The organism is Nocardia sp. NPDC050435 (assembly GCF_040655395.1).
GTDB lineage: Bacteria > Actinomycetota > Actinomycetes > Mycobacteriales > Mycobacteriaceae > Nocardia.
This window is the reverse complement of record NZ_JBFAJW010000004.1, coordinates 734,264-756,811: the sequence shown is the minus strand read 5'-3', so window position 1 is coordinate 756,811 and position 22,548 is coordinate 734,264. Positions and strand designations below refer to the sequence as shown.

19 protein-coding genes and 2 pseudogenes are annotated in these 22,548 nt (G+C 67.7%); 9 read left to right on the top strand and 12 right to left on the bottom strand.

Annotation, left to right across the window (positions count from 1 at the left end; translation table 11 throughout):
- Nucleotides 1-150: 150 nt before the first annotated feature.
- From AB0I43_RS15815 to AB0I43_RS15795, 5 genes and pseudogenes are all read right to left on the bottom strand, one after another.
- A complete protein-coding gene (locus AB0I43_RS15815) occupies nucleotides 151-939 on the bottom strand; it encodes a hypothetical protein (RefSeq protein WP_357432252.1) in 789 nt (262 codons plus the stop codon).
- Between the two features lie 139 nt (nucleotides 940-1,078).
- On the bottom strand, nucleotides 1,079-1,615 hold the full coding sequence (locus tag AB0I43_RS15810) for a hypothetical protein (protein WP_357432250.1): 537 nt from the start codon (nucleotides 1,613-1,615) through the stop codon (nucleotides 1,079-1,081).
- 195 nt (nucleotides 1,616-1,810) lie between these two features.
- Nucleotides 1,811-3,016: a recombinase family protein gene (locus tag AB0I43_RS15805; protein ID WP_357432248.1), complete on the bottom strand. Its 1,206-nt coding sequence runs from the start codon at nucleotides 3,014-3,016 to the stop codon at nucleotides 1,811-1,813.
- Between the two features lie 83 nt (nucleotides 3,017-3,099).
- Nucleotides 3,100-3,366: pseudogene (locus tag AB0I43_RS15800) on the bottom strand (hypothetical protein); the annotation flags it as partial.
- A gap of 114 nt (nucleotides 3,367-3,480) precedes the next feature.
- Nucleotides 3,481-3,642: pseudogene (locus AB0I43_RS15795) on the bottom strand (DUF255 domain-containing protein); the annotation flags it as partial.
- A 148-nt stretch (nucleotides 3,643-3,790) separates the two neighbouring features.
- On the opposite strand from AB0I43_RS15795, the gene AB0I43_RS15790 reads away from it, so the two are divergent.
- From AB0I43_RS15790 to AB0I43_RS15780, 3 genes are all read left to right on the top strand, one after another.
- Nucleotides 3,791-4,993 (top strand): Fic family protein, encoded by a 1,203-nt coding sequence (locus tag AB0I43_RS15790; protein ID WP_357432246.1) that lies wholly within the window; start codon nucleotides 3,791-3,793, stop codon nucleotides 4,991-4,993.
- 333 nt (nucleotides 4,994-5,326) lie between these two features.
- Entirely contained in the window at nucleotides 5,327-5,827 is a 501-nt protein-coding gene (locus AB0I43_RS15785; protein ID WP_357432244.1) for a MarR family winged helix-turn-helix transcriptional regulator, read from the top strand.
- Entirely contained in the window at nucleotides 5,820-7,436 is a 1,617-nt protein-coding gene (locus AB0I43_RS15780) for an MDR family MFS transporter (protein WP_357432242.1), read from the top strand. The genes AB0I43_RS15785 and AB0I43_RS15780 overlap by 8 nt, the downstream gene beginning before the upstream one ends.
- Nucleotides 7,437-7,467: 31 nt before the next feature.
- Here the strand turns inward: AB0I43_RS15780 and AB0I43_RS15775 are convergent, their stop codons facing one another.
- The 3 genes from AB0I43_RS15775 to AB0I43_RS15765 all read right to left on the bottom strand — a co-directional run bounded on the left by AB0I43_RS15775 (nucleotide 7,468) and on the right by AB0I43_RS15765 (nucleotide 9,479).
- A complete protein-coding gene (locus AB0I43_RS15775) occupies nucleotides 7,468-8,382 on the bottom strand; it encodes a GAF and ANTAR domain-containing protein (protein ID WP_357432240.1) in 915 nt (304 codons plus the stop codon).
- A gap of 80 nt (nucleotides 8,383-8,462) precedes the next feature.
- A complete protein-coding gene (locus AB0I43_RS15770; protein WP_357432238.1) occupies nucleotides 8,463-8,891 on the bottom strand; it encodes a nuclear transport factor 2 family protein in 429 nt (142 codons plus the stop codon).
- Nucleotides 8,892-8,900: 9 nt separating this feature from the next.
- Nucleotides 8,901-9,479, bottom strand: a complete 579-nt coding sequence (locus tag AB0I43_RS15765) for an NAD(P)H-dependent oxidoreductase (RefSeq protein WP_357432236.1) — start codon at nucleotides 9,477-9,479, stop codon at nucleotides 8,901-8,903.
- A gap of 130 nt (nucleotides 9,480-9,609) precedes the next feature.
- Between AB0I43_RS15765 and sigJ the strand changes: the two genes are divergently transcribed.
- Nucleotides 9,610-10,494: an RNA polymerase sigma factor SigJ gene (gene sigJ / locus AB0I43_RS15760; protein ID WP_357432234.1), complete on the top strand. Its 885-nt coding sequence runs from the start codon at nucleotides 9,610-9,612 to the stop codon at nucleotides 10,492-10,494.
- Here sigJ and AB0I43_RS15755 read toward each other — a convergent pair.
- From AB0I43_RS15755 to AB0I43_RS15740, 4 genes are all read right to left on the bottom strand, one after another.
- Complete coding sequence (locus tag AB0I43_RS15755) at nucleotides 10,442-11,674, bottom strand: MFS transporter (RefSeq protein ID WP_357432232.1); 1,233 nt, start codon at nucleotides 11,672-11,674, stop codon at nucleotides 10,442-10,444. The two genes, sigJ and AB0I43_RS15755, sit on opposite strands and share 53 nt — an antisense overlap.
- 93 nt (nucleotides 11,675-11,767) lie before the next feature.
- Complete coding sequence (locus AB0I43_RS15750; RefSeq protein WP_357432230.1) at nucleotides 11,768-12,955, bottom strand: FAD-dependent oxidoreductase; 1,188 nt, start codon at nucleotides 12,953-12,955, stop codon at nucleotides 11,768-11,770.
- A 79-nt stretch (nucleotides 12,956-13,034) separates the two neighbouring features.
- On the bottom strand, nucleotides 13,035-13,511 hold the full coding sequence (locus tag AB0I43_RS15745) for an Rrf2 family transcriptional regulator (protein WP_357432228.1): 477 nt from the start codon (nucleotides 13,509-13,511) through the stop codon (nucleotides 13,035-13,037).
- 73 nt (nucleotides 13,512-13,584) lie between these two features.
- Entirely contained in the window at nucleotides 13,585-14,646 is a 1,062-nt protein-coding gene (locus AB0I43_RS15740) for a GAF domain-containing protein (RefSeq protein ID WP_356973461.1), read from the bottom strand.
- 301 nt (nucleotides 14,647-14,947) lie between these two features.
- On the opposite strand from AB0I43_RS15740, the gene AB0I43_RS15735 reads away from it, so the two are divergent.
- The 5 genes from AB0I43_RS15735 to AB0I43_RS15715 are packed head-to-tail and all read left to right on the top strand — an operon-like array spanning nucleotide 14,948 to nucleotide 22,531.
- Nucleotides 14,948-16,138, top strand: coding sequence for an MFS transporter (locus AB0I43_RS15735; RefSeq protein ID WP_357432226.1), 1,191 nt, complete (start codon nucleotides 14,948-14,950; stop codon nucleotides 16,136-16,138).
- Between the two features lie 21 nt (nucleotides 16,139-16,159).
- Nucleotides 16,160-17,395, top strand: a complete 1,236-nt coding sequence (locus AB0I43_RS15730; RefSeq protein ID WP_357432224.1) for an aminotransferase class I/II-fold pyridoxal phosphate-dependent enzyme — start codon at nucleotides 16,160-16,162, stop codon at nucleotides 17,393-17,395.
- Nucleotides 17,392-18,957, top strand: a complete 1,566-nt coding sequence (locus AB0I43_RS15725; RefSeq protein WP_356973458.1) for a carboxyl transferase domain-containing protein — start codon at nucleotides 17,392-17,394, stop codon at nucleotides 18,955-18,957. The genes AB0I43_RS15730 and AB0I43_RS15725 overlap by 4 nt, the downstream gene beginning before the upstream one ends.
- Entirely contained in the window at nucleotides 18,954-20,891 is a 1,938-nt protein-coding gene (locus AB0I43_RS15720) for a biotin carboxylase N-terminal domain-containing protein (protein ID WP_357432222.1), read from the top strand. The genes AB0I43_RS15725 and AB0I43_RS15720 overlap by 4 nt, the downstream gene beginning before the upstream one ends.
- Nucleotides 20,888-22,531 (top strand): ABC transporter substrate-binding protein, encoded by a 1,644-nt coding sequence (locus AB0I43_RS15715; RefSeq protein ID WP_356973456.1) that lies wholly within the window; start codon nucleotides 20,888-20,890, stop codon nucleotides 22,529-22,531. The genes AB0I43_RS15720 and AB0I43_RS15715 overlap by 4 nt, the downstream gene beginning before the upstream one ends.
- The last annotated feature ends 17 nt before the right edge of the window (nucleotides 22,532-22,548 follow it).

The following is a 22,548-nucleotide window of genomic DNA, read 5'->3' as shown; positions in this document are numbered from 1 at the left end:
TTACGACTGAGATCTCGGTCAAGGCCAAAACAAACGGCACATCGGCGGCGGCTTTCTGCGAGTATACGGGCCTGCGTCTCTGGCGGGATAGGCTCACGGGTCACATCGATACCAGACCTTCAATATTTAGGCGTAAGTTTCAGTGTCGAGTTAGAGGAAGTCCATTTTCAGGATATCAGGTCCTTCGAAAGGATAGGAGAATCCGCCGCATGGACCAATGCATCGATGACAGCTAATAGTCCCACCCATAGGCCTGCCGTCAAGTATTTTTGTAACCGTCTCCTCATCCATTTGCACACCAGCAAGTCGAGCAAGCGGATCGCGCGGGAAGCGCACCATGCTGACTTCGTTCAACTCAACATCGCGATGAAGCACACCGGGGTAGCAGTCCACTGAATCCCCTACGGCGTGATTGCACGATGTTCTACCGCACGCGGTACAAGTGCCGTCCTCTTTGCGATCTGCAATGACCGTATACAGTTCATCGAGCTGATGCTCGCACAAATCAATCTCCTCAGAGCATATCGAGCAGCAGCGAACCGTATTCATTCCTGCCGATAGACCGACACGCAGATGCATCAATTGAAGGGCGCAGACGTCCCAGTACTCCCCGTCCTTATGCTCGGCAGTGCACCCAAAGATTTGACCTACAAGTTCACCAGATCTGTGCGCCTGAATGTGAGCCATCTCCGCCAGATCCGGCCGATTGGATAATTCGTCAAAGAAGTTGAATGCCGAAATTGCAGCACTCAGAGATTGCCGGGCATGCTTTTCTATCTCAGATCGACCATGATAACTCTGGACTTTTCGCCTTACAGGTTCCCATGACCGATTAACGACCGGACTCACGCGAGCGCATGCCCTCGGTGGATTCTGGCGATAGAAATCGTGGCCGGGAATTTCCTCAAGGCGACCCGAGAGGCAAGTAATCAGATCCAAGAGTGCCTTACCGTATTGCTGATAGGAACGCAAAATAGCGGCGCACCCATCGGCCAAGAGCGCGTTAGCCCTTCGCTGGCCTGCAGCGGGGAGTATTGGGACGCCGGTTCGAATTATCACGCCACGGACGCCCATTCGCCTACTCAACGTCCGACTCTCGGCCGAGTTCCCCCGCTCCGCTTGTGTCCACCAAGCCCAGCAAGACTCTTTCAACTTCTTCGACAGTTCCGGTAATCTCAATCCCGCGCACTTCAGAGGAGCCAGAATTCAAAAAAGCCACTCGCAGAGTAATCGGCTGCTGCGCTACGTTCTCAGTAGGAGCCATCCCGAGCCGGGCCCGCACCCGAACTGCCGCAGCAGAAACACAGGCCTTTGCAACGTCGTAGATAAGCGGAGTTAGAATCGCGAGACCAATAAATGTCGTGACGCCATCTATTCCATATTCGCTCAAATATCTTCTTTGAGTTGATGGCAGAGAGAAATCGGCGTCTGGCAGCTGACGTTGGATTAATTTCAGTGTCCCTGCCACTTCCTCTCGGTAATAGGCCATCTCGGTCTCAAGATCAAGCCGATCGGGAAGTAGTGCCAGTTTGGTACCCGAACCGGTCAGATGGTCCAAATTCCAAAGACGTGGTTCAGGAACCCATTCTTTTACCACAGCGCCACTCTTCGACATGAATGCAGCATCTCCTCGTCACGGAACACAGCTAATACCAGGCGCAGACCCGGTCATCCTACCTCGGAGTGTGTTCCTGGGCGGCCTGTGCCGGTCACGAGCCCGGCTTTCACTAGCGGTTCTACGCCACACTGACGTGCAGCTTCGGCAGCCGAGGCCCCGCCGACTAATTCTCAGTTCCGGCGGCCCCGGGCCCTATTCCGCCGTCTTCCATACCGGCTTGAAGCTGTCCAGCGAACGCTTCTGCGTCCCCTTGCCGACCGGGTAGATCACGACAGCCGCCAGCTCCGCGAATAGGATCGATCGCTTCTGCTGAAGGTCGTAGCCGCCCTCTTCGACGGGTTTGTGCCAACGTTCTCGGCGTTGGGCGGCGGTTTCGACCGGCACCGTGTTGGCCTTCTGGAACGCGGCGCGCTCCCGGCGGAGCCTGTTCACCGCCTCATCGAGACCCGGCAGCATCCGATAGAACCGCTCGTCATCGATCACGCCGAGATTCCACCGCGCCTCGAAGTCGCCGCGCCGACGCAATGCGGCCTCGAGTTCGGATTCCTTGTCCCACTTTAGTTCCGAGACGACCTCCGGGCGCTCCTCCAACGCCAGCAAGACGAGCTCGGCGATTTTCTCGTCTATCCATTCGCCAGCGATGGAGACGCCACCGCATCCGCCATTGGTTACCGGACGGCAGCCATACCGGTACTTGGCGCGCCCCTTGTCGTTCTTCCGGCCGGACATCACGCAGTTGCAGCGAGGCCCGTCCTCCATCAGATTCCCGCACCGATACAAGCCGCTCCCCAGATACACCCGAGACACAACACCTTTCGGAAGTTTGTTCTTGCCGATCCGGTTCCGAGGGCGATACCGCTCAGCTACCTTCTCCCACTCAGCCAGCGTGATGATGGCTTCCCACTGGCCTAGCTTCAGCTCACCGTGCTCATCCCGGTAGACGTCGTTGTTCTCGCCGAGGATTCGGAGCCCTGCGTTGCGCGGGTTCGAGACGATCTGTTTGACGGTCTGGTCCCGCCACGGCCCGCCCTTAGCAGTTGGTATCCCCGACTCCTGGAAGATCTTCGTGATGGTGCCCCAGGACTGCCCGGCGATGCACGCTGCGACCGCCTTACGAATGACTGCGGCTTCCTCCGGAACTACCTGGATCTCACCAGGTTTCGCCTCCACCGGCTCGTACCCGAAGACCCGGCCACCGGTGTGGGCGATACCCCTGCGCGCTTGCCCCTCATGCCACCTCCGGGTCCGGCTACGCCGTTTCCTGTTCTCCCCCATAGCAATTGCGACACCGAACAGGCCAATGATCTCGGAGTTCTCCGAGTACAGATCCTGGGTGCCATAGTCGTCGGCGAACACGCGATCAGGGGCCGCCCGGAAAGCCTCAATGAAGTACTGCACTGGGCAGGGAGCTTGTAGATACGGTCCTCGTCCACCGCGACCACGCCGTGAATCGGGTAGCCCTCCGGGGTTACACCCTTGTGCAGGTGGGTCAACATCATCTCGAAGTCGGGCCGGAAAGCATCCTTCGAGGCCGAGAGGTCGTTGTCGGTGTAGTACCGAACGATCACCAGGTTCTCGCGCCGAGCAGTGCTGTGGTTCGTGCTGTGCTGGTTGGTTACGCCCTTGGCGGTCTTGCTCGTCCCCCTCTTGCCGGAGAGGTCTGAGATCCGGGCATAGGCCACGACGCAGACCGCACCGGACTCGGCCAGCTCGGCCGGACTTGGAAGATTCGCGGGCGCACCCCGCATCTCCATATCCAGCTTGGCGAGCACAGCACCATCGACGGCCGAGGCATTTTCATCAGGTCGCATCGAATCTCCCCAGGTAGCAACACCTTTCGGAGACTACGGTACTTAGTAACTCACATGGCACCAGTGACAACTCGCGTACCCGATTGACAGCAGGATCGGCACATCCCGCTCGGCCGCCTCGGCCAAAGCAGCGGCATCCCACTCCCGCCAATGAACTGGATTATCGGCATGCTGACGTAGGTAGGGAGAGGTCGCAGCGCCCAGTTGGTTCACGCTTCCAGCCTGCCATACCAGGGTGCAGGCAAACCTGGTCCATGCTCGCACCCGCGTCCGGCGACAACTCGGATTTATCGTTGCGTTAGTCCGAGTTATGGAGTTAAATCGGACTAAAGTCGTGGCTTTTCCGGGTTAGGAGGCGTCTGTGTCGACAACGTGGCCCGCGCACACCCGGGAGCGGCGAGCGTGGCAGCAGACGCATCGCGGCGGCACCCGGGACGATCGAATGCTGCGGGAGATCGAGGTGTCCCTGCCACCAAAGATCGCCGGACAGGCGGTTGACATCGATGCTGCGCTGTCGACCGAATTGGAGACGGCGGTTCGGGAGATCGCGGTGTTGGACGCCGCGCATGGGGACCAACTCGAGGCGTTGGGGCTACTGCTACTGCGCACCGAGTCGGTGGCGTCGTCGAAGATCGAAGCCATCGACGCCGATCTCGACGATTACGCTCGCGCGCTACACGGCATTCGGAGCAACCCTTCGGCGGTGGCGATGGCCGCCGCAACGGACGCGCTGGATGCACTGATCGGCTCCGCCTCCCGAGAGCGGCGGGTCACCATACCGAATTTCCTTGCCGCGCATCGCATTCTCATGGCCGACGACAAGTACGAACACATGCATGCGGGGCGCTTCCGAGACATGCAGAACTGGATCGGCGGCAGCGACCATTCGCCGCGTGGTTCGCTCTATATTCCGCCCCCACCGGACACCGTGGCCGACTACATGGCCGATCTGGAGACGTTCGTCAACCGGAGCGATCTGTCGGCGCTCGCGCAAGCGGCGGTCGCCCACGCGCAGTTCGAGTCCATCCATCCGTTCACCGATGGCAACGGCCGGATCGGGCGGGCGCTCATCAACAGTGTGCTGCGGTTGCGTGGCGTGACCACGCTGGTGGTGGTTCCGCTCGCGTCGGCACTGGTAGCCCGGCGCGACCGCTATTTCGAGCTGCTCACGCTCTACCGGACGGGTGACGTGCGGCCGCTCATCTCGGATTTCGCGCGCTGTGCGGCGATCGCGGCGGCGCAGTCGCGAACGACAGCCGAGCGACTGCGCGACGAGATCCCTCGCGAGTGGCGCGACCTGCTCGGCGGCGTGCGCGCCGGCAGCGCCGCCGCTGCTTTACTCGGACAGCTGCCTGCCCATCCGATCCTGTCCGCCGAGGAGGCGGAAGCCCTGACAAACGCTTCTCGCAGCAGTGTTTTCGCGGCAATCGATCGCCTGGCCGAAGCCGGCGTACTACGGCCGCTCACCGACCGGAAACGCAACCAGATCTGGGGCGCCGGGGCAGTCCTCGACGAACTCGACGACCTCGGTGTCCGGATCGCCGAGGCGGCTCGCCCAATGTGATCCTGTCGCGACTTCATCTGGGTTAACCACGGGCCACACCCTCTGTGTCCAAACGGCGAGCACGACACCCATCGTCAGCCGAGGAGTCCGTCGGGTTGCGTCACATCTTCGCAGGTAGCAACACCTCTCGAAGACTATGGTCAGCGCAAATCACCTGACATCCCGATGCCAATTCGCGTGCCCGATCGACAGCAGGATCGGCACATCCCACTCGGCCAGCACCGCGGCGTCCCACTCCCCCGATCCACCGGGTTGTTCGCATGCCGACGCAAAGCCAGTTGCTTAGTACAAGTAAGTAAATTATAGTTGTGTATTGCAACAACCATCTGGTGCTTGGAGTCGATCGTGGCCGTGTCCGCCGATACCGCTGAGGACCTGATCAGAGAGCTCTACCTGGTCGGCCGGGCGATGCGTCTCGCGCTGCATCATCCGGAGGAAGGCGAACTTCTTCCGGGCGGGGCCGCGGTGCTCGGGATTCTCGAGGCCAAGGGGCCGAGCAGGCAGGGCGATCTGGCGGCACAGCTGTGCATCAGCCAGTCGGTGCTGAGCCGGCAGGTCGCCGAGTTGGTCGGATCGGGCTTCATCAGCCGGCACGCCGACCCCAGCGACGGCCGCGCCAACGTCATCCGGGTGACCGAGGAGGGTCTCGACCTGCTGCATCGCGTCCGGCTTTCGCGGGCGCACGGGCTGCAGGCCGCCCTCGCGGAATGGAGCGAGGACGAAGCCGAGCAGGCGTGCGTGACCGTCCAGAAGCTGAAGAACGCGCTGACCGCACAGGCGCACCACGGCAAGCCACCGGCCGGGTCCGGGAGAGAGTCAGGAACGAATGTCTAGTTCAGTCGAGGCGGTGACGCCGCGCGATCCCTACGCGATGTCGCACCGCGAAGTGTTGGAAGCCATGACCGGCTTGCTGGCCGCGCTGTTCACAGCCCTGCTCAGCACCACGATCGTCGCGACCGCGCTGCCGACCATCATCGGCGACCTGGAGGGTTCGCAAACCGCGTACGCCTGGGTGATCACGACGGCGCTGCTGGCCAACGCCGCGTCCACACCGATCTGGGGCAAGTTCGCGGATCTGTTCAACAAGAAGCTGCTGGTGCAGACGGCGATCGTCATCTTCGTCGTCGGCTCGATCATCGCCGGATTCGCGCACAATGTGCCGGTTCTGCTGGTGGCGCGCACTATTCAGGGCGTCGGCATGGGCGGTCTGACCGCGCTCACCGTCGCGATCATCGGTTCCATCGTCGCGCCGCGCGAACGCGGGCGGTACTCCGGCTACATGGGCGCCGTCATGGCGGTCTCGATGTCGGGCGGCCCGATCCTGGGCGGCGTCATCGTCGACAGCCCGCTCGGCTGGCGCTGGACCTTCTTCGTCTGTGTGCCGCTCGCGGTGATCGCGCTGGTGCTGCTGCAGCGCACCCTGCGCCTGCCCACCGAACCCAAGCAGGGCGTCTCGATCGACTGGCTCGGCGCCACGCTGCTGACCGCCGGCGTCTCCATCCTGCTCATCTGGGTGTCGTTCGCGGGCAAGGCCGGCCACTACGCCTGGTTCTCCTGGACCTCGGCGATCTACGTCGGGGCGGGTGTGCTGCTGCTGCTCGCCACGCTGTGGGTCGAATCCCGCGCCAAGTCGCCGATCATTCCGCTGCCGATCATCACCGAACGCACCACCGGTCTGGCGATCATCGCCTCGATCGCGGTCGGCGTCGGCATGTTCGGCGCGACCACCTTCCTCGGCCAGTACTTCCAGACCGCGCGCGGCTACTCCCCCACCACCGCGGGCATCCTGACCATTCCGATGGTCGCGGGCATGCTCATCGGCTCGGTCGGTTCCGGTCAGTTGATCACGCGGTTCGGCAAGTGGAAGGGTTTCGTCGTCACCGGCGGCGCCCTCCTGGTGGTCGGCTTCGCACTGCTCTCGACCATCGATCACGCGACCAACCTGTGGCTGGTCGGGCTGTTCATCACCACCGTCGGTCTCGGCGTCGGCATGATGATGCAGAACCTGGTGCTGGCCGTGCAGAACACCGTCAGCGTGCACAACATCGGTTCGGCCTCGAGCAGCGTCGCCTTCTTCCGCACCTTCGGCGGCGCGATCGGCGTCTCGGTGCTCGGCTCGATCCTGGCCACCCGGGTGGGCGATCTCTCGGCCGCGGGGTTCGCCCGAATCGGCGTGCAGCCCAGCGCCTCCGGCGGCAGCAACCTGAACATCGCCGCCCTGCCCGAACCGATCGCCACCATCGTGCGCGCGGCCTACGGCGACGCGACCGGCCGGATCTTCCTCATCGCCGCCGGAGCCGCCGTCGTCGCCCTGCTGGCGACCACCCTGCTGCCGAACCGTCCGCTGCGGCGCACGATCGACATCGATCCGGCGCTGGATCCGATGGTCGCGAGCGAGCCGGGGACAGCCCAGCCCGTCGCCACCGGCCAGCCGGTGCGCTGACTCCGGTAATTCCCCTGCCCGACAGAGTCGTTCAGTCGGCCGGGGCGGAATCCACGGCCAGCGTCGAAGGCGGTCCGTCCCGGACCACGCGCCGGGCGAGCTGCCCCAGGGCCAGGCCCTGGGACGCGGCGTGGGTGCGCAGCAGTACCAGCGCCGCGTCGATCGTGCACCGTTGTTGCGCGGCCACGATCCCGGCGGCCAGATCGACGGCGCTGGGGTATTCGGCTTCGTCGAAGATTCCGCCGGCCGGTGTGCCATCGGGATCGCGGGTGCCACCGAGCAGCACGGTGTGGGCGAGAACGTCGGCGAGAGTGCCTGCGCTCCGGACGATCTCGGCCGCCGGCCGGGGTTGCTCGCAGTAACCGCAGAGCGCGCCGAGGCGGCTGCGGCCCGCCGCGAGCGGCACCGCGACGACGGATCGGATCCGGTACTCGGCGACGGCTCGGCCGAAGCGCGGCCAGCGATCGGCCAGACCTTCGCCCTCGACCAGCACGGATTCCGCGCCGTCGGCGATCTCACCGGCCGGCCCCTCGCCGAGGGACGCCTCGAGCTCGAGCGCGGCCCGCGCGCGCGAATCCGAGGCGGCGGAGAGCAGTTCCTGCCTGCGGCCGTCGAACAGGGTGAGGGCGAGGCTGTCGACGCACAGGTCTGCGGCGACCGTGGCCATGAAGACCGGCCGCGTTTTCCGCGCGCCGCCGGCGGACCACTTCTGCAGGCCCAGGGCATAGCGGCGATGGAGGCGAGCGCACGTGCGGTGGCGCTGCTCGATCTCGCGATGCAGCAGGGCCATGCGCCGTCGAAACGGCTGCATCGTCTCCGGCGGCCGGTGCTCGCGCTCTTCGTGGACGGCGGCCACCGCGGCGGCCCGGGCGGCACGATCCATTTCGGCGGCGTACTGACGCCAGGCTCGCTCGATATCGCTGTGAGCGTCCGGGATCGACGGCACGGATCGATGATAACGCCGAGTTTGTCGCTACCGGATCGCTCGGCGACGCACGGTAGCGATCGATGCGATTTCGATTCGGTTCAGGGTTCCAGGTCGACTACTCCCGCGCCGGTCGCGATGTCGAGCGGCACCGACACCTGATCGTGGGCGATGAGCCACTCGCCGTCGATCTCGCGCAGGCCGAAGGTGACTCGGACCCACATGCCCGGGACCTGCGGCCCGCCTTGCAGCTTGCCGCTGAGGCGGCCGAAGCCGTGGGCGAAGGCGACGTCGCCGCCGATCGTCGCGTTCAGGTCGCGGATCTCGTAGTCCACGGTCTCGAAGAACGTGAATACCTTGTCCCAGTTCGCGAGTTTGGCCGCCAGGCCGACGTGCTGGAGCGGGGCCTCCACGTCGAAGGACACCACATCGGGGGTGTACAGCCGGGCGACGGCGGCGCGGTCGCGGGCGCGCAGCCCGTCGATCAACTGGTCGATCCGGTGCCGAATCATCGTGTCGTCGGTGGTCATCGGGGCTCCTCAGGAGGTGACGAGGGTCGTCGCGGACCGCAGCGGCGCGAGCGCGGTGCTCCACGCGAGCAGTTGATCCAGGGTCTTGGCCAGCGCGACGGCGTGGTGCTCGCCGGGCACGAAGGTGGTGTGATTCTCGAAATCGGTGACCACCGAGACGGCGACCTGGTAGCCGACATCGGCCAGGCCCAGCGCGCTGCAGACCGAGCGCAGCTGCACCACCGCGCGGGCGCCCCCGCCCGCGCCGTAGGAGACGAAACCCACGGCCTTGTCGTTCCACTGTTCGAAGAGGTGGTCGAGGGCGTTCTTCAGGACGCCGGGGATGCCGCCGTTGTACTCCGGGGTCACGATGACGAAGCCGTCGAACGGAGCGATCCGCTCGGCCCAGGCTCGGGTGTGCGCGTGCTCGGACGGGCCGAACATCGGCGGCACGGCCTCGTCCAGGTGCGGCAGGGGGTGCGCGCGCAGGTCGATCAGGTCGAATTCGGCGTCGCCGCGCCGCGCGGCCGCGTCGAGGACCCAGCGGGCCACCTGCTCGCCGCGGCGGCCGGGCCGGGTACTGCCGAGAATGATGCCGATTCTGGTCATATCGGGAACTCCTGGTGTGCTGACGGTGTCTCCCCTTCCGACGACGCAGTCCGCCGGAATGTCAGGCCACCTCACAAAATCGGCGGCCACGTCGTCGGATTCGGTGAGGCGCGAATCGAAGGAGCCGATCATGACCGACCCGCAGCTGCCCGCGGTGCTCAGCGAACGCCGTCAACTCGTCAACCTCGCCTACCGGCTGCTCGGCTCGCTGGCCGAAGCCGAGGACGTGGTGCAGGAGACCTACGCGCGCTGGTACGCGCTCACCGAGCGGCAGCGGCGGGAGGTGGCCGCGCCCGGCGCGTGGCTCACCACGGTCGCGGGCCGGATCTGCCTCGACCTGCTCGGCTCGGCCCGCGCCCGGCGGGAACAGTATGTGGGCGAATGGATTCCGGAACCGGTGCCCGGCCGGTCGGCGTGGGTCGACGGCCCCGCGCCCGCCGACCCGGCCGACCGGGTCACCCTGGACGAGTCGATCAGCATGGCGTTCCTGGTCGTGCTGGAGTCGATGACGCCCGCCGAACGGGTGGCCTTCGTCCTGCACGATGTGTTCCGCTACTCCTTCGCCGAGGTCGCCGAGATCGTGGGGCGCACCCCCGCGGCCTGCCGTCAGCTCGCCTCCAGCGCGCGCCGCCGCGTCGACACCGCGCGGGTCGTGCCGAATCCCCGGCATGCCGAGGTCGTCCGGGATTTCAAAAAAGCTTGGGAGACAGGCGATATCGAGGCCCTGATCGGTCTGCTCGACCCGGGGGCGACGGCCACCGCCGACGGTGGCGGCCGGGCGGCGACCTTCCCCGAGCCGATCCACGGCGGCGAGCAAATCGCCCACACCCTGGCCCGGGTGGCCGCCCACGTCGGCACGCTGCACCTGCTGGAGCGCACCGTGAACGGCCAGCCCGGCCTGGTCGCCGAGGACGGCGGCCGGATCGTCTCGGTCTACGCCTTCGACATCGTCGGGGATCGGATCACGCGGGTCTGGGTGATCCGGAATCCCGAGAAGCTGCGGGCCTGGAGCTGACCCCGGTGCGATCGAACAGGATCAGCGGGACGGCGGCCAGCGCGAGCACCGCGCCGACCACGCAGACCGCGGTCAGCGCCGCGCCGCGGTCGAGGAACACGGCCGCCAGCATCGGTGTGAGGCTGATGCCGAGCTGGAAGGCCGAGACCGTCGTGGCCCCGGCCAGGGTCGGCGCCTGCGCGGCGAGAGCGAAGACCCGGCCGTACTGCGCGGGGTTCAGCACGAAAGCCGCTGCGCCGAGCAAGAATACGACCGGCAGCACCACCCAGATCCGGGTCATGGCGACTGCGAGCAGCACCGACAGCGCCGCGATCCCCAGTGCTCCGGTCAGCAGCGCCAGGTGCGGCCGGCGATCGGAGATCCGGCCGCCGACGGAGAGCCCGGCGAAGGCGCCGATCCCGAACAGCGACAGGACCGCCGGGATCCACACTTCGTCGAGCGCGGTCACCTCGGTGAGCAGCGCGGCCAGATAGTTGAACGTGATCATGTAGGCCGCGGTGGTCAGGATCGTGATCCCGAAGATGTTCCACAGCCGCGGCTTTCGCATGGTGGCCAGTTCACGCCGCACACTCGGACGGACCGTCTCCGTGGTCGTGGCGGGCAGGGCCAGCACACAGCCGGCCAGCCCGGCCAGTGTCAGGAGCACCACCGCCCAGAATCCGCCGCGCCACTGGGTGACGTGCCCGAGCAGCGTGCCGAACGGACCGCCCACCACCATGGCGACGCTGAGTCCGCTGACCACCACCCCGGACGCTCGCGCGGTGCGCTCCGGCGGCACCAGGCTCACGGCGGTCACCGCCGCGACCGCGAAGAACCCAGCGTAGGCGAGTCCGGAAACGAAGCGGCTCACCAGCAGCACCGGGTAGTCGCCGAGCAACCCGGCGGCAACGCTGACCGCGAACACCGCCTGGGTGGCGACGAGCGCGGTCCGGCGCGGCCACCGCAGGCTGAGTACCGCGAACGGCGGGCCGCCCAGCACGACGCCCAGCGCGAACGCGGTGATCAACATGCCCGCGGACGAGAGCGTGACCCCCAGATCGGCGGCCACCTGCGGCAGCACCCCGGCCAGCAGGAATTCGGCGCTGCCCATCGCGAACAGGCAGAAACTCAGCAGATAGACCCCGCCGGGCAGCCGGGTGCGCCGGACCTCCGGCGTCGTGACATTCGTTGTCGTATCCATAACGGATCACCTCCGCGTCGAAGCATCCGAGCTGCTCGCGATTTCGGCCAAAAACGTTGCCGTTTCGGGGAATCGACGCGGTCGCGGGCCTGTTCAGGTCCGGGCGAGCTGCCGGACGGAGAACCGGTAGTCGGCCTGCCGCAGCAGTTCGTCCGGGTCGTCGACGGGCGGATAGATGAAGCGCTCGTTGACGTTGCGCTTGCGCTCCTTGGCAGCGGCTCCGGTCGCGACGACCCGGCGTTCCCAGCCGGTGGTGAACACGGCGTCGGTCGCGCCGAGATCCAGGCAGGTGACATACGGCTCGGCCACGAAGGGCACGGGCGCGCGGCCGAGCAGATCGGCGGCGGCGTTGTGACCGGCGTAGCGGCCCAGTTGCAGGGCGTGCTGGCAGCACGGGAGGACGCGGGTGTCCGCGGCGTCGGGAGTCGCGGCGGTGTCGCCGGCGGCGTACACGGCCGGGGCGGCGGGCACGCGCAGGTAGGCGTCGACCGCGAGGCGGCCCAGGTGATCCCGGCTGCCGGGCAGGGCGGTGGTGAGCGGCCCCGCCTGCACGCCTGCGGTCCAGACGACGGTGGCGGCGGGCACGTGGCTGCCGTCGGACAGGGTGACGCCGTCCCCGTCGACCGCGGTGACCCGCACGCCGAGTCGTTGTTCCACACCGAGTTTCGCCAGGACCGCCTCGATGTGCGGGCGCGGACCGGGGCCGAGTTCCGGTCCGACCACCTCGGCCTGCTCCACCAGCACGACGCGCACACGCCGATCCCCGGCGACGGCCCGCATCCGGGTGACGAGTTCGGTGGCGATCTCCAAGCCGGTGAAACCCGCGCCGACCACCACCGCGGTGCACGCGCCGGGCCCGGCCGGCAACCGGTGCAGGTGTGCGTCCAGCGCTGTCGCGGTGGGCAAGGTGTCCACGTCGTGCATCAGCTCGGCGCCCGGGAAGTTCGGGCGCACGAGCCGACTGCCGGTAGCCAGAATCATTCTGTCGTAAGTCAATTCGAACTCACGACCATCTGAACCGACAGCGCGGACCCTACCCTGCGCGGCATCGACGGCGTCGACGGTCGCGGCGACGCGCCGCACGCCGATGGGCCCCAGCACCCGATCCAGCGGCACCCGCATCCGCTCCGGCTCGGCCTGGTACAGACGAGGGCGGATCACCAGATCGGGCCCCGGCGCGACCAGGGTCACCGACACCTCGCGGTCGCCCACCAGCCGCTGGGCCGCAGCTGCCGCCCAGACCCCCGCGAATCCGCCACCCACCACCAAGATCTCGGACATTACGCACTCCCTTTCCCTATCAGGGATATTTTCTATCCCCATTTATGGCGAACAATGATCGCTGGCCGCACAGCAACGACTACCGCAGGCCCGCGAACCCCTGCCGGGTACGGTGCGCCGAACTGGCGGGCGCAGCCGCGACCAGATCGGCGATGGTCTGCCCGGCCAGCTCCCGCCGCCAGGCCAGCTCGGCGCGCCGCATCGCCATCGCGATCCCGCACGGCCGGCTGAACTTGTCGGCGGCACTCGCGCCACTGGCCCCACGCTGCCGAATCTCGGTGCAGCGGAAAGGATCCACACCACCCTCCAGGGCCGTGACGACATCGAGCAGGGTGATCCGCTCCGGGGGCCGCGCCAGTGCGAGCCCGCCACGCACGCCCGGCGTGGAGTTGAGAATGCCCGCCCGCACCAGCGCTTGCAGCCGCTTCTTCAAGTACTCGACGGGCAGGTCGAACCAGGCCGCCAGCCGCGCGATCGGCACCGGCCCTTCGTCCCGCAGCCAGGCCAGCGTGACACAGCAGTGCAGACCCCATTCGACGCCCTCACCCATCTTCATAACAGGGATGTTAGATGTCCTGGTTAGGGCGTGACAAGCGCGGGGTACCTCCGGCTCCGCACGCGGGTACGGCTCACCAGCGATGTTTGCGGCGGATCGCGTTGCGGCGAACCGGTTTCGGGCCCGCGGCCTGTTCGCTCGCCAGGGCCAGCATGGCCAGCCCGGCGTCGCGGGTGAGCATGTCCAGATCCTCGACCACGCCCGTGACCGCCGCGCGGGCCGCGCGCATGTCCTGCGGTGACGCGTCGGCCCGATCGAAGATCGCCTCGAGCCGGTGCAACCGCAGACCGACGTCGAACAGGTGCCGGACCAGCCGATCGCTGGTCGCGGCGAAAAGCGCCGCGCCGTCGCTGAGATCGCGCGCCGGGTCGATTGGGGGCAGCAGCGGCCGCGGGGCGCCGGACGGCGGCTCCGCCGCCTCGCCGACGTCGCCCGACCCGGCCAGCAGGGCGGCCACCATCGCCTGACCGATCGGATCGAAGGCCGTGCCGCAACCCTCGCCGAGGCAGCGCGCGATCGCCGCTCCGGCACAGTCGGCGTAGAGCCGCAGGATGCGCAACTCCTCGTCGGTCGGCCGCCGCGCGTCCCGGAAATGGGTGGACACCATGCCCACCACCCGGCCGGCGTAATCCAGCAGCGGGGTGCACTGCACCCCGCGGAAGCCCGCCGCGGCGGCGATATCGCGGTGCGGGGCGAAAGCCGGATCCGCGGCGACGTCGGGCACCACCAACTGCCCGCTCACCGCCGCGCGGCCGCAGACGGAACCGGTGTCGTGCACCACCGCGAAGTACTCCAGGAACTCGGCCTCGAAGCCGAATTCGGTGGTGAGCCACAGGGTTCCGGTCGCCGGGTCGCGCAGTTGGACATCGCCGAAATCCGCGCCCGTGAGCTCCAGCGCGGCCTCGAGGATCCGCGGCAGCAGCGCGCTCAGGGTGGACACACCGGTCAGTCGCGCGGTGGCGCGGTGCAGCCGGTTCATCGCCCGGGGATTCGCCAGCGCGAAACCCAGCGCCGCACCGAAATACTCGGCTCGCTGCGGCAGTGCCGAGGGATCGGTCGCGCCGACCGGCCCGGGATGACGGTAGGCCGCTTCGATCTGGGCCACCGCTCCGGCCGGGTCCCACCGTGGACCCATGAACTCACCCCACTCTGGTCAGGGATGCTCGCTCGATGGCCGACAGTGTACGCCCGGGTGCGATCGCCCGGTAGGCGGAATGGCCAGGTCACGGCCGTTTCAGAACTGTGCCCGGTGGCCCGATCGGGCTCAAAATGGTTGCCGCCGTAGGTAACCCGCGTTCGAAAATCAGAGCGATTCTAATCCTGTCCCGGCACTGTCGGACAGCGTAAATCTTGTGGACGGTTCCGAAATCCGGACGAGTGACGCCGACAGTCGAATCGCGGCGTCACTGCTGTGGGGCGCAGGGGAGTGACCGAATGTGCGGCAACTGACCGATCCGAAGTCGACGACCGCGCCACGCCGCGACGTCGTCGCCATCGCCTGCGGCGCGGTGATCGTCGCGCAGATGGCGACCACGATCTATCTGCCGAGCATGCCGGCGCTGGGCGCCGACATCGCGGCGAGCGAGAGCACCTTGCAGCTGTCGGTGGCCGTCTTCGTGGTGTTCGCCGCCCTGCCCGTGGTCGCGTGGGGCCGGGTCGCGGAACGATTCGGCCGGGTGCCCGCCTTCGTGGCCGCCGGGCTGTGCTTCGTCCTCGCCAGCGCGGGGCTGGCGCTGATCCAGAACGCGCCGGAGCTGTTGTCGCTGCGCGTGATTCAGGCCATCGGCGCGGGTGGTATCGCGGTCATCGGGCGGATGATGATCAAGGATCTGTTCACCGGCGCCGAGCTGGCGCGGCAACTCGCCCTGCTGTCCATGGCCTTCGTCGTCGCGCTCGGCGGCGGCCAGGTGATCGGCGGGATCGTCACCTCCACCCTCGGCTGGCGCTACGGATTCGTCGTCTTGGCCGTGCTGGCCGCCGTGCCGGTGGCGCTCGCCCTGCGGATCAGGCTGCCGCGACCGGAACGGACCGCGCGCTCCGGCGGCACCGCGCGCCGGCTGCTGGGCGACCGCGTGTTCCTGGCCGCGGCGGTGGCGGGCGGTATCGGCTTCGCCGTCATCGTGATGATCCAGCAAAAGTCAGCGTTCATCTTCGCGGACGGATTCCGGTTGGCCCCCTGGGTATTCGGCCTGTTCGGCGTGCTCTACGGCGCCGCCTACCTGGCCGGGGCGACCTATGTCCGGCGGGCGGTGAGCCGCCTGGGCGCCCGGGCCATGATGCGTCAGGGCGCGTGGATCATGCTCGCGGGCTGTCTGCTCATCACCGCGGTCTGGGTCTTCGATCTACCCCGCGCGTTCGCGCTGCCGATCTTCTTGATCGGCTATGTGACAACGACATTCGGGCAGGCCACCCTGTTCCCCAACAGCGCCGCGCACGCCGTGAGCCACCTCGTCGCCGGTGGCGCGATGGCCGTCTCGTGGTGCGCGCTGATCCAGCAGGGCCTCGCGGGCATCGCCTCGCTGGCCGGGCCCGCGCTCACCGGGCTGCTCGCCTGGTCACTCGCCATCACCGTGCTCGCCGCCGTCAACGTCGTCGTCGTGGCAGCCCCCTCGCCCACAAGAGAATAAGCGAACAAAGGAACAACCGAAATGGTCACCCACCAATTCGCCAATATTCGCCGGCAGTTGCAGCTGAGCAACACTTTCTGGGACGACAGCACCGCCCACGGGCTGGTCGATATAGTCGCGGCGGATATGCGCGACGGAAAAGTGCACGACCGTGACGGTCGCACGATCGTCAATTTCTCGTCGTATTCCTACCTCGGGCTGGACAGCGACCCGCGCATCATCGCGGGCGCGCACCGGGGCCTGGACGAAACCGCGACGATCAATTCCTCTATCTCCCGCATGCGCATTCGGCTGGCCCTGCTGGAGGAGGCCGAGCAGCGCCTGTCACAGACCTTCGGGGCGCAGGCCGTGACCGTCTCCTCCTGCGCGGCGGCGGCCTGGGCGACGCTGCCGCTGCTGGCCTCCGGGGAACTCACCGACGGGCACCCGCCCCTGGTGGTCTTCGACAAGAACGCGCACTTCTGCCTGAACGCGATGAAGCCGCTGGTCGCCGACGAGACCGAGCTGGTCACCATCGAGCACAACGATATCGCCACGCTGGAAGAGCTGTGCCGCAAGCACTCCCACGTCGCCTACATCGCCGACGGCGTCTACAGCACCGGCGGCGGCGCACCGCTGGCCGAATTGCACCGGCTTCAGGACGAATACGGTCTCTTCCTCTATTTCGACGAGGCGCACGGCATTTCGACCCTCGGCCGGAACGGGCGCGGTTATGTCCTGGGCGCCTACGACGGCTGGCGGGATCGGACGCTGATCATCGCCTCGCTCAACAAGGGCTTCGGCGCCAGCGGCGGCGTGATCTTCTACGGTCCGCCCGGCGACGAATCACGCAAACCCACACTGCTGCGCACGAGCGGACCGCTGATGTGGTCGCAGCGGATCAACACCGCGGGCCTGGGCGCCATCATCGCGGCCTGCGATCTGCACGACGACGGCACCGTCGACCGGCTGCAAACCGAACTGCGCGAACGGGTCCGGCTGTTCGACTCCCTGGTCGACACCGAGCTCGGCGGTGACGGGCTGCCGATCCGCTTCGTCAGCATCGGGCGCGAGGACACCACCGTCGCCGTCGCCAAGGACATGCTCGACGCCGGCTTCTACACCTCCCCCATCTTCTTCCCGATCATCCGGCGCGGCAGCGCGGGCCTGCGCCTGATGCTGCGCGCCGACCTGGAGCCGGCCACCATCGACCGATTCGCCGACACCCTGCGCGGGAGCCTGGCGGCGCACAGCGAGCGAGCGGAGCAGCCGGCATGACCCTCGCCATCGAACGCAACACCGGGTTCGAAGCCCAGCGCCAGCTGCTGCGCGACCGCAGCGCCGAGGTCGTCGCCCCGCGCCGGCGGGCCGGCGACGCGAAACTGCCGGTGCGCGAACGCGTCGACCGGATCCTGGATCCGGGCACCCCGTTCCTGGAGATCGGCCGCTTGGCCGCGCACGAGGTGTACGACACCGACCTGCCCGCCGCAGCGCTCGTCGTCGGGATCGGCGCCATCCACGGGCGGCCCTGCATGGTGTTCGCCAACGACCCGCACGTCAAGGGCGGCACCTACTATCCGCTGACCATCAAGAAGCAGCTGCGCGGACAGAAGCTGGCCCGCGAATACCGCCTGCCCTGTGTGTATCTCGCCGATTCGGGCGGCATCTACCTGCCGTTGCAGGAGGAGATCTTCCCGGACGAGGAACACCTCGGGAAGATGTTCCGCAATATCGCGGAGATGTCGGCGCTGGGCCTGCCGCAGATCTCGGCCGTGCTCGGGATCTGCACCGCGGGCGGCGCCTACATACCCGCGATGAGCGACGAGACCGTGATGGTCAAGGACCTGAGCACCGTCTTCCTGGGCGGACCGCAGCTGGTCGAGGCGGCCACCGGCATCAAGGTCGACGCCCAGACCCTGGGCGGTGCGGACCTGCACGTCCGCCAGACCGCGGTGGCCGATCACCTGGCCGCCAACGAGGAGGAGGCGCTGGCGATGGTGCGCGAGATCGTCGCGCGCACACCCGGCGACCGGGTGCACCCGCCGAGTTTCGAAGCCCTGGAACCGGCCGACGACCCGGCCCGGCTGCCCGCGCTGATCCCGGCCACCACCAAGAAGGAGATGGACGTCCGCGCGATCCTGCGCTGCGTCGTCGACGCCGCGTCCTGGACCGAGTACCGCAAGGACTACGGCATCACCATCGTGTGCGCCACCGCGCGCATCGCCGGCTACGAGGTCGGGATCATCGCCAACCAGGGCGTGATCTTCCCCGACAGCGCGCTCAAGGCCACCACCTTCATCCAGATCTGCAACCAGCGCCGCATCCCACTGTTGTTCGTGCACAACGTGAGTGGGTTCATGGTCGGCGAACAGTACGAACGCGAAGGCGTGGCCAAGCACGGCGCGAAGATGGTCAACGCCGTCTCCTGCGCCACCGTGCCGAAGATCTCGCTGGTGATCGGCGGCAGCTTCGGCGCCGCCAACTTCGCGATGTCGGGGCGCTCGATGGGCGGCCAGTTCATGGCGATGTGGCCCAACGCGCGCTCCACCGGCGTCGGCGGCGAGCAGGCGGCCGCGGTGATGGCGATCCTGAAGCGGGACCGGCTGCGCCGCGAGGGCAAGGAGTTGAGCGCCGCCGAGGAGGCCGCGATCAAACAGCCGATCATCGACAGCTTCGAACGCCAGTCGCTGCCGGCCTACATCGCCGCGCGCATGTGGATCGACGCCGTCATCGAGCCCGAGGACACGCGCGGCTGGCTCGCGCAGTGCCTGTCCCTGGCCCACGAGCGCTGGGACCGGCCGGAACCCGCGCCCGCGACCTTCGGAGTGCTGCGACTGTGATCACCAAACTTCTGATCGCCAATCGCGGCGAGATCGCCGCCCGGATCGCGCGGACCAGCGACCGCCTCGGCATCGACTACGTCACCGTGAGCGTCGAGGAGGACCGGGAGCTGACCTATCACGCGGGCGCCCGGGCCACCGTCCGCCTGCCCGCTGGCGGCTACCTCGATGCCGCGGCGCTGATCCGCGCCGCGCTCGACACCGGTTGCGACGCGGTGCATCCCGGCTACGGATTCCTGTCGGAGAACGCGGAGTTCGCCCGCCGGGTGCGCGCCGCCGGACTGGTGTTCGTCGGGCCCAGCTCGCGTGTCATCGAGTCGATGGCCGACAAGGCCTCGGCCCGGCAGGTGATGGCCGCGGCCGGGGTGCCGGTGCTGCCCGGAACTCCCACGGCCACCGCCGATCTCGACGCGCTGAGCGCGGCGGCGGCCGGCATCGGCTACCCGCTCATCGTCAAACCCGCCGGCGGTGGCGGCGGCAAGGGCATGTCGGTGGTGTACGCGGCCGCCGACCTGCGCGAGTCGCTGGCCTCGGCGACCCGCACCGCGAGCGCCGCCTTCGCCGACGGGCGACTGCACCTGGAACGCTACGTCGAGCGCGCGCGGCACATCGAGGTGCAGGTCTTCGGCGACGAATTCGGCAATGTCGTCCATGTTTTCGACCGGGACTGCTCGCTGCAGCGGCGGCACCAGAAGGTGATCGAGGAGGCCCCGGCTCCGCGCATCCCCGAGGACACCCGCGCGGCGATGTTCGAGGCCGCGGTGCGCGGCGCCCGCGCCCTGCACTACACCGGGGCGGGCACCTTCGAATTCCTTCTGGTGGGAACGGAATTCTTCTTCATCGAGATGAACACCCGGCTCCAGGTCGAGCACACCGTGACCGAGGAGATCACCGGTATCGACTTGGTGGAGTGGCAGTTACGGGTCGCCGCGGGCGAAGCGCTGCCCGCCGCGCAGGACGAGATCACCGCCACCGGAGCCTCGGTTCAGGTCCGGATGTACGCCGAGGACCCGTTCCGGTCCTTCCTGCCGTGCCCGGGCGAACTCAAGGTGACGCGGTGGCCCGAGCTCCGGATCGAGCGCGCGTTCACCCGGCGGCTGCACGTCACCGGCGGATTCGATCCGATGATCGCCAAGCTCGTCGCCACCGGCGCCACCCGGTCCGCCGCCCTGGCGGCCGCCCGGGCGGCGTGTGCGCAGGTGCGCTGGAACGGCATCTCCACCAATCTCGGCTTCGTCGCACAGGTGCTCGGCGCCCCGGAAGTCGTTGCGGTCGAGCACGATACGGCCTACCTCGACCGGATCGACCCGAGCACCGAGTTCGGCGACCCGGACCGGCTCAGCGCCCTGGCCGTCGCCGCCACCACGAGCGCGCCCGACCGCGCGACCCCCTGGTCGGCCGGCGCACCGGTCGGCGACCGCATCTGGCTGGACACGGCCGGGCACGACCTCGGCAGCATCGACTTCGCGGTCGACGGGCGGCCGTTCACCGTGCGGGTCAGTGGCTACGACGGTCCGGCCGCGCTGCTGCGCACCGATCCCGCCGAGCCGGGCGTGCCCGGTGTGCGCACCGAGGCCGGCGAGGTGTCGATCGACGGGACGCCCGCGCGGGTGCGGCGTTCCGGCGCGGGCTGGGTGTGCCAGGTGGCCGGTGTCGTCCGGGAAGTCCGCTACGTCGAGTACCGCACCCTCGGGGCGAGCGAGACCGATCCCGAGATCCGCTCCCCCATGCCGGGCACGCTCGTGCGCCTGCACGTCGAATCCGGCGACCGGGTCGAAAAAGGCCAGCTCCTGGGCGTGGTCGAGGCCATGAAGATGGAGCACGAGCTGACCGCGACGCATGCCGGCGTCGTCACCGTGACCGCGTCGGAGGGCGCGGTCGTCACCACGGACCAATCAATTTTCCTGATCGAGGAGAGGAGCGCCGCGGCGTGAAGCGGAATCGGCGACTATCGACAGCTCTGGCATCGGCGACCGCCGTGCTGCTGCTGGTGGCCGCGTGCAGTGGAACCGAGGGTGGGAGCGGCGATTCCGCGCAACCGGTCAGCGGCGGCTCGCTGACCTGGGGCGTGGAGACCGAGCCGACCACGCTCAATCCGCACCTGAACGGCCAGTCCAACACCCGGCTGATGCTGCGCAACACCTACGAGACCCTGCTGGCCCGCACCCAGGACGGCGGTTTCGTCCCGTGGCTGGCCACCGGGCACGAGGTGTCGCCGGACCAGCTGACCTACACCTTCACCCTGCGCGCGGACGTGAAGTTCACCGACGGCAATCCGCTCACCGCGGCCGCCGTGGCGCGCAACTTCACCACCATGCAGGATGTGGCCTACTCCGGCGGCTTCTCCTCCGGACCGCTGTCGAATCTGGCCGGGGTGGCCGCACGGGACGACCGCACGGTGGTCTTCACGCTGAAGAACCCGTACGCGCCGTTCCTCGACTTCGCCGCCGGATTCGACATCATCTCCCCCGCCGCCTTCGACAAGCCGCAGCTCAAGGCGGGCGGGCCGGAGATCGCGGGCACCGGGCCGTTCATCCTGGACCGCTATGTCAAGGGCCAGGAACTGCACTTCCGCAAGAACCCGGACTACAACTGGGCGCCGCGGAACGCGGCCCATCAGGGCCCGGCCTACCTCGACGAGGTGACCTACCGGTTCCTGCCCGAATCCTCGGTGCGCACCGGCGCGCTCACCTCCGGGCAGGTCGACCTGATCGAAGGCGTGTCCGGCAACGACGCCGCCCTGTTCGAGGACGACTCCGAATACACCTACCAGCGCTCGCTGAACAACGGCAGCCCGTACACCCTGTACTGGAACGCCACCTTCGGCCCGGCCGCCGACGAGAAGGTGCGCAAGGCGCTGAACAGCTCGGTGGACGTGGACGCGATCCTGCGGTCGATCTATCGCGGCCAGCGCACCCGCGGCTGGGGCATCGCCTCCAGCGTCGACGCGCTGTTCTACGACAAGAGCATCGAGCAGACCTACGGCGCGGACAAGAACACCGCCAACCGGCTGCTCGACGAAGCGGGCTGGACGGCAAAGGATTCCGAGGGCTTCCGCACCAAGGACGGCAAACGCCTGACCGTCGAGCTGGTGCAGGCGCAGTCCACCGTCCGGGATCAGCGCGAGGTGCTGCTGCAAGCGGTACAGGCCCAGGCCAAGCAGAACGCGGGCATCGACCTGAAGGTCTCCTACGTCGACCTGGGCACCTACTCCGAGGTGCGCAAGAACAACACCTTCGGCTCGATCGCCAACTCCGACACGCTGACCGGCGGCATCGACATCGAAAACCACTGGTACCCGCCGACATCGAAGGGAACGCTGAACTACAGCCGGGCCACCGATCCGCAGCTGGCGAGCTGGCTGCAGGCCGCGGCCGCCACCATCGACACCGCCGAGCGGGCGAAGCAGTACGGGCAGCTGCAGCGGTTCGTCCTGCTGGACAAGGCCTACGGGCTACCGCTCTACATCCCGGAGAACCAGATCGCGGCCGCCAAGCATGTGCACGGCGCGGGGTTCCGGCCCTACAAGCAGCTTCCGGAGAACTCCTACGACATCTGGGTCAGCCGTGGCTAGCGCGCCGGGGTGTTGTC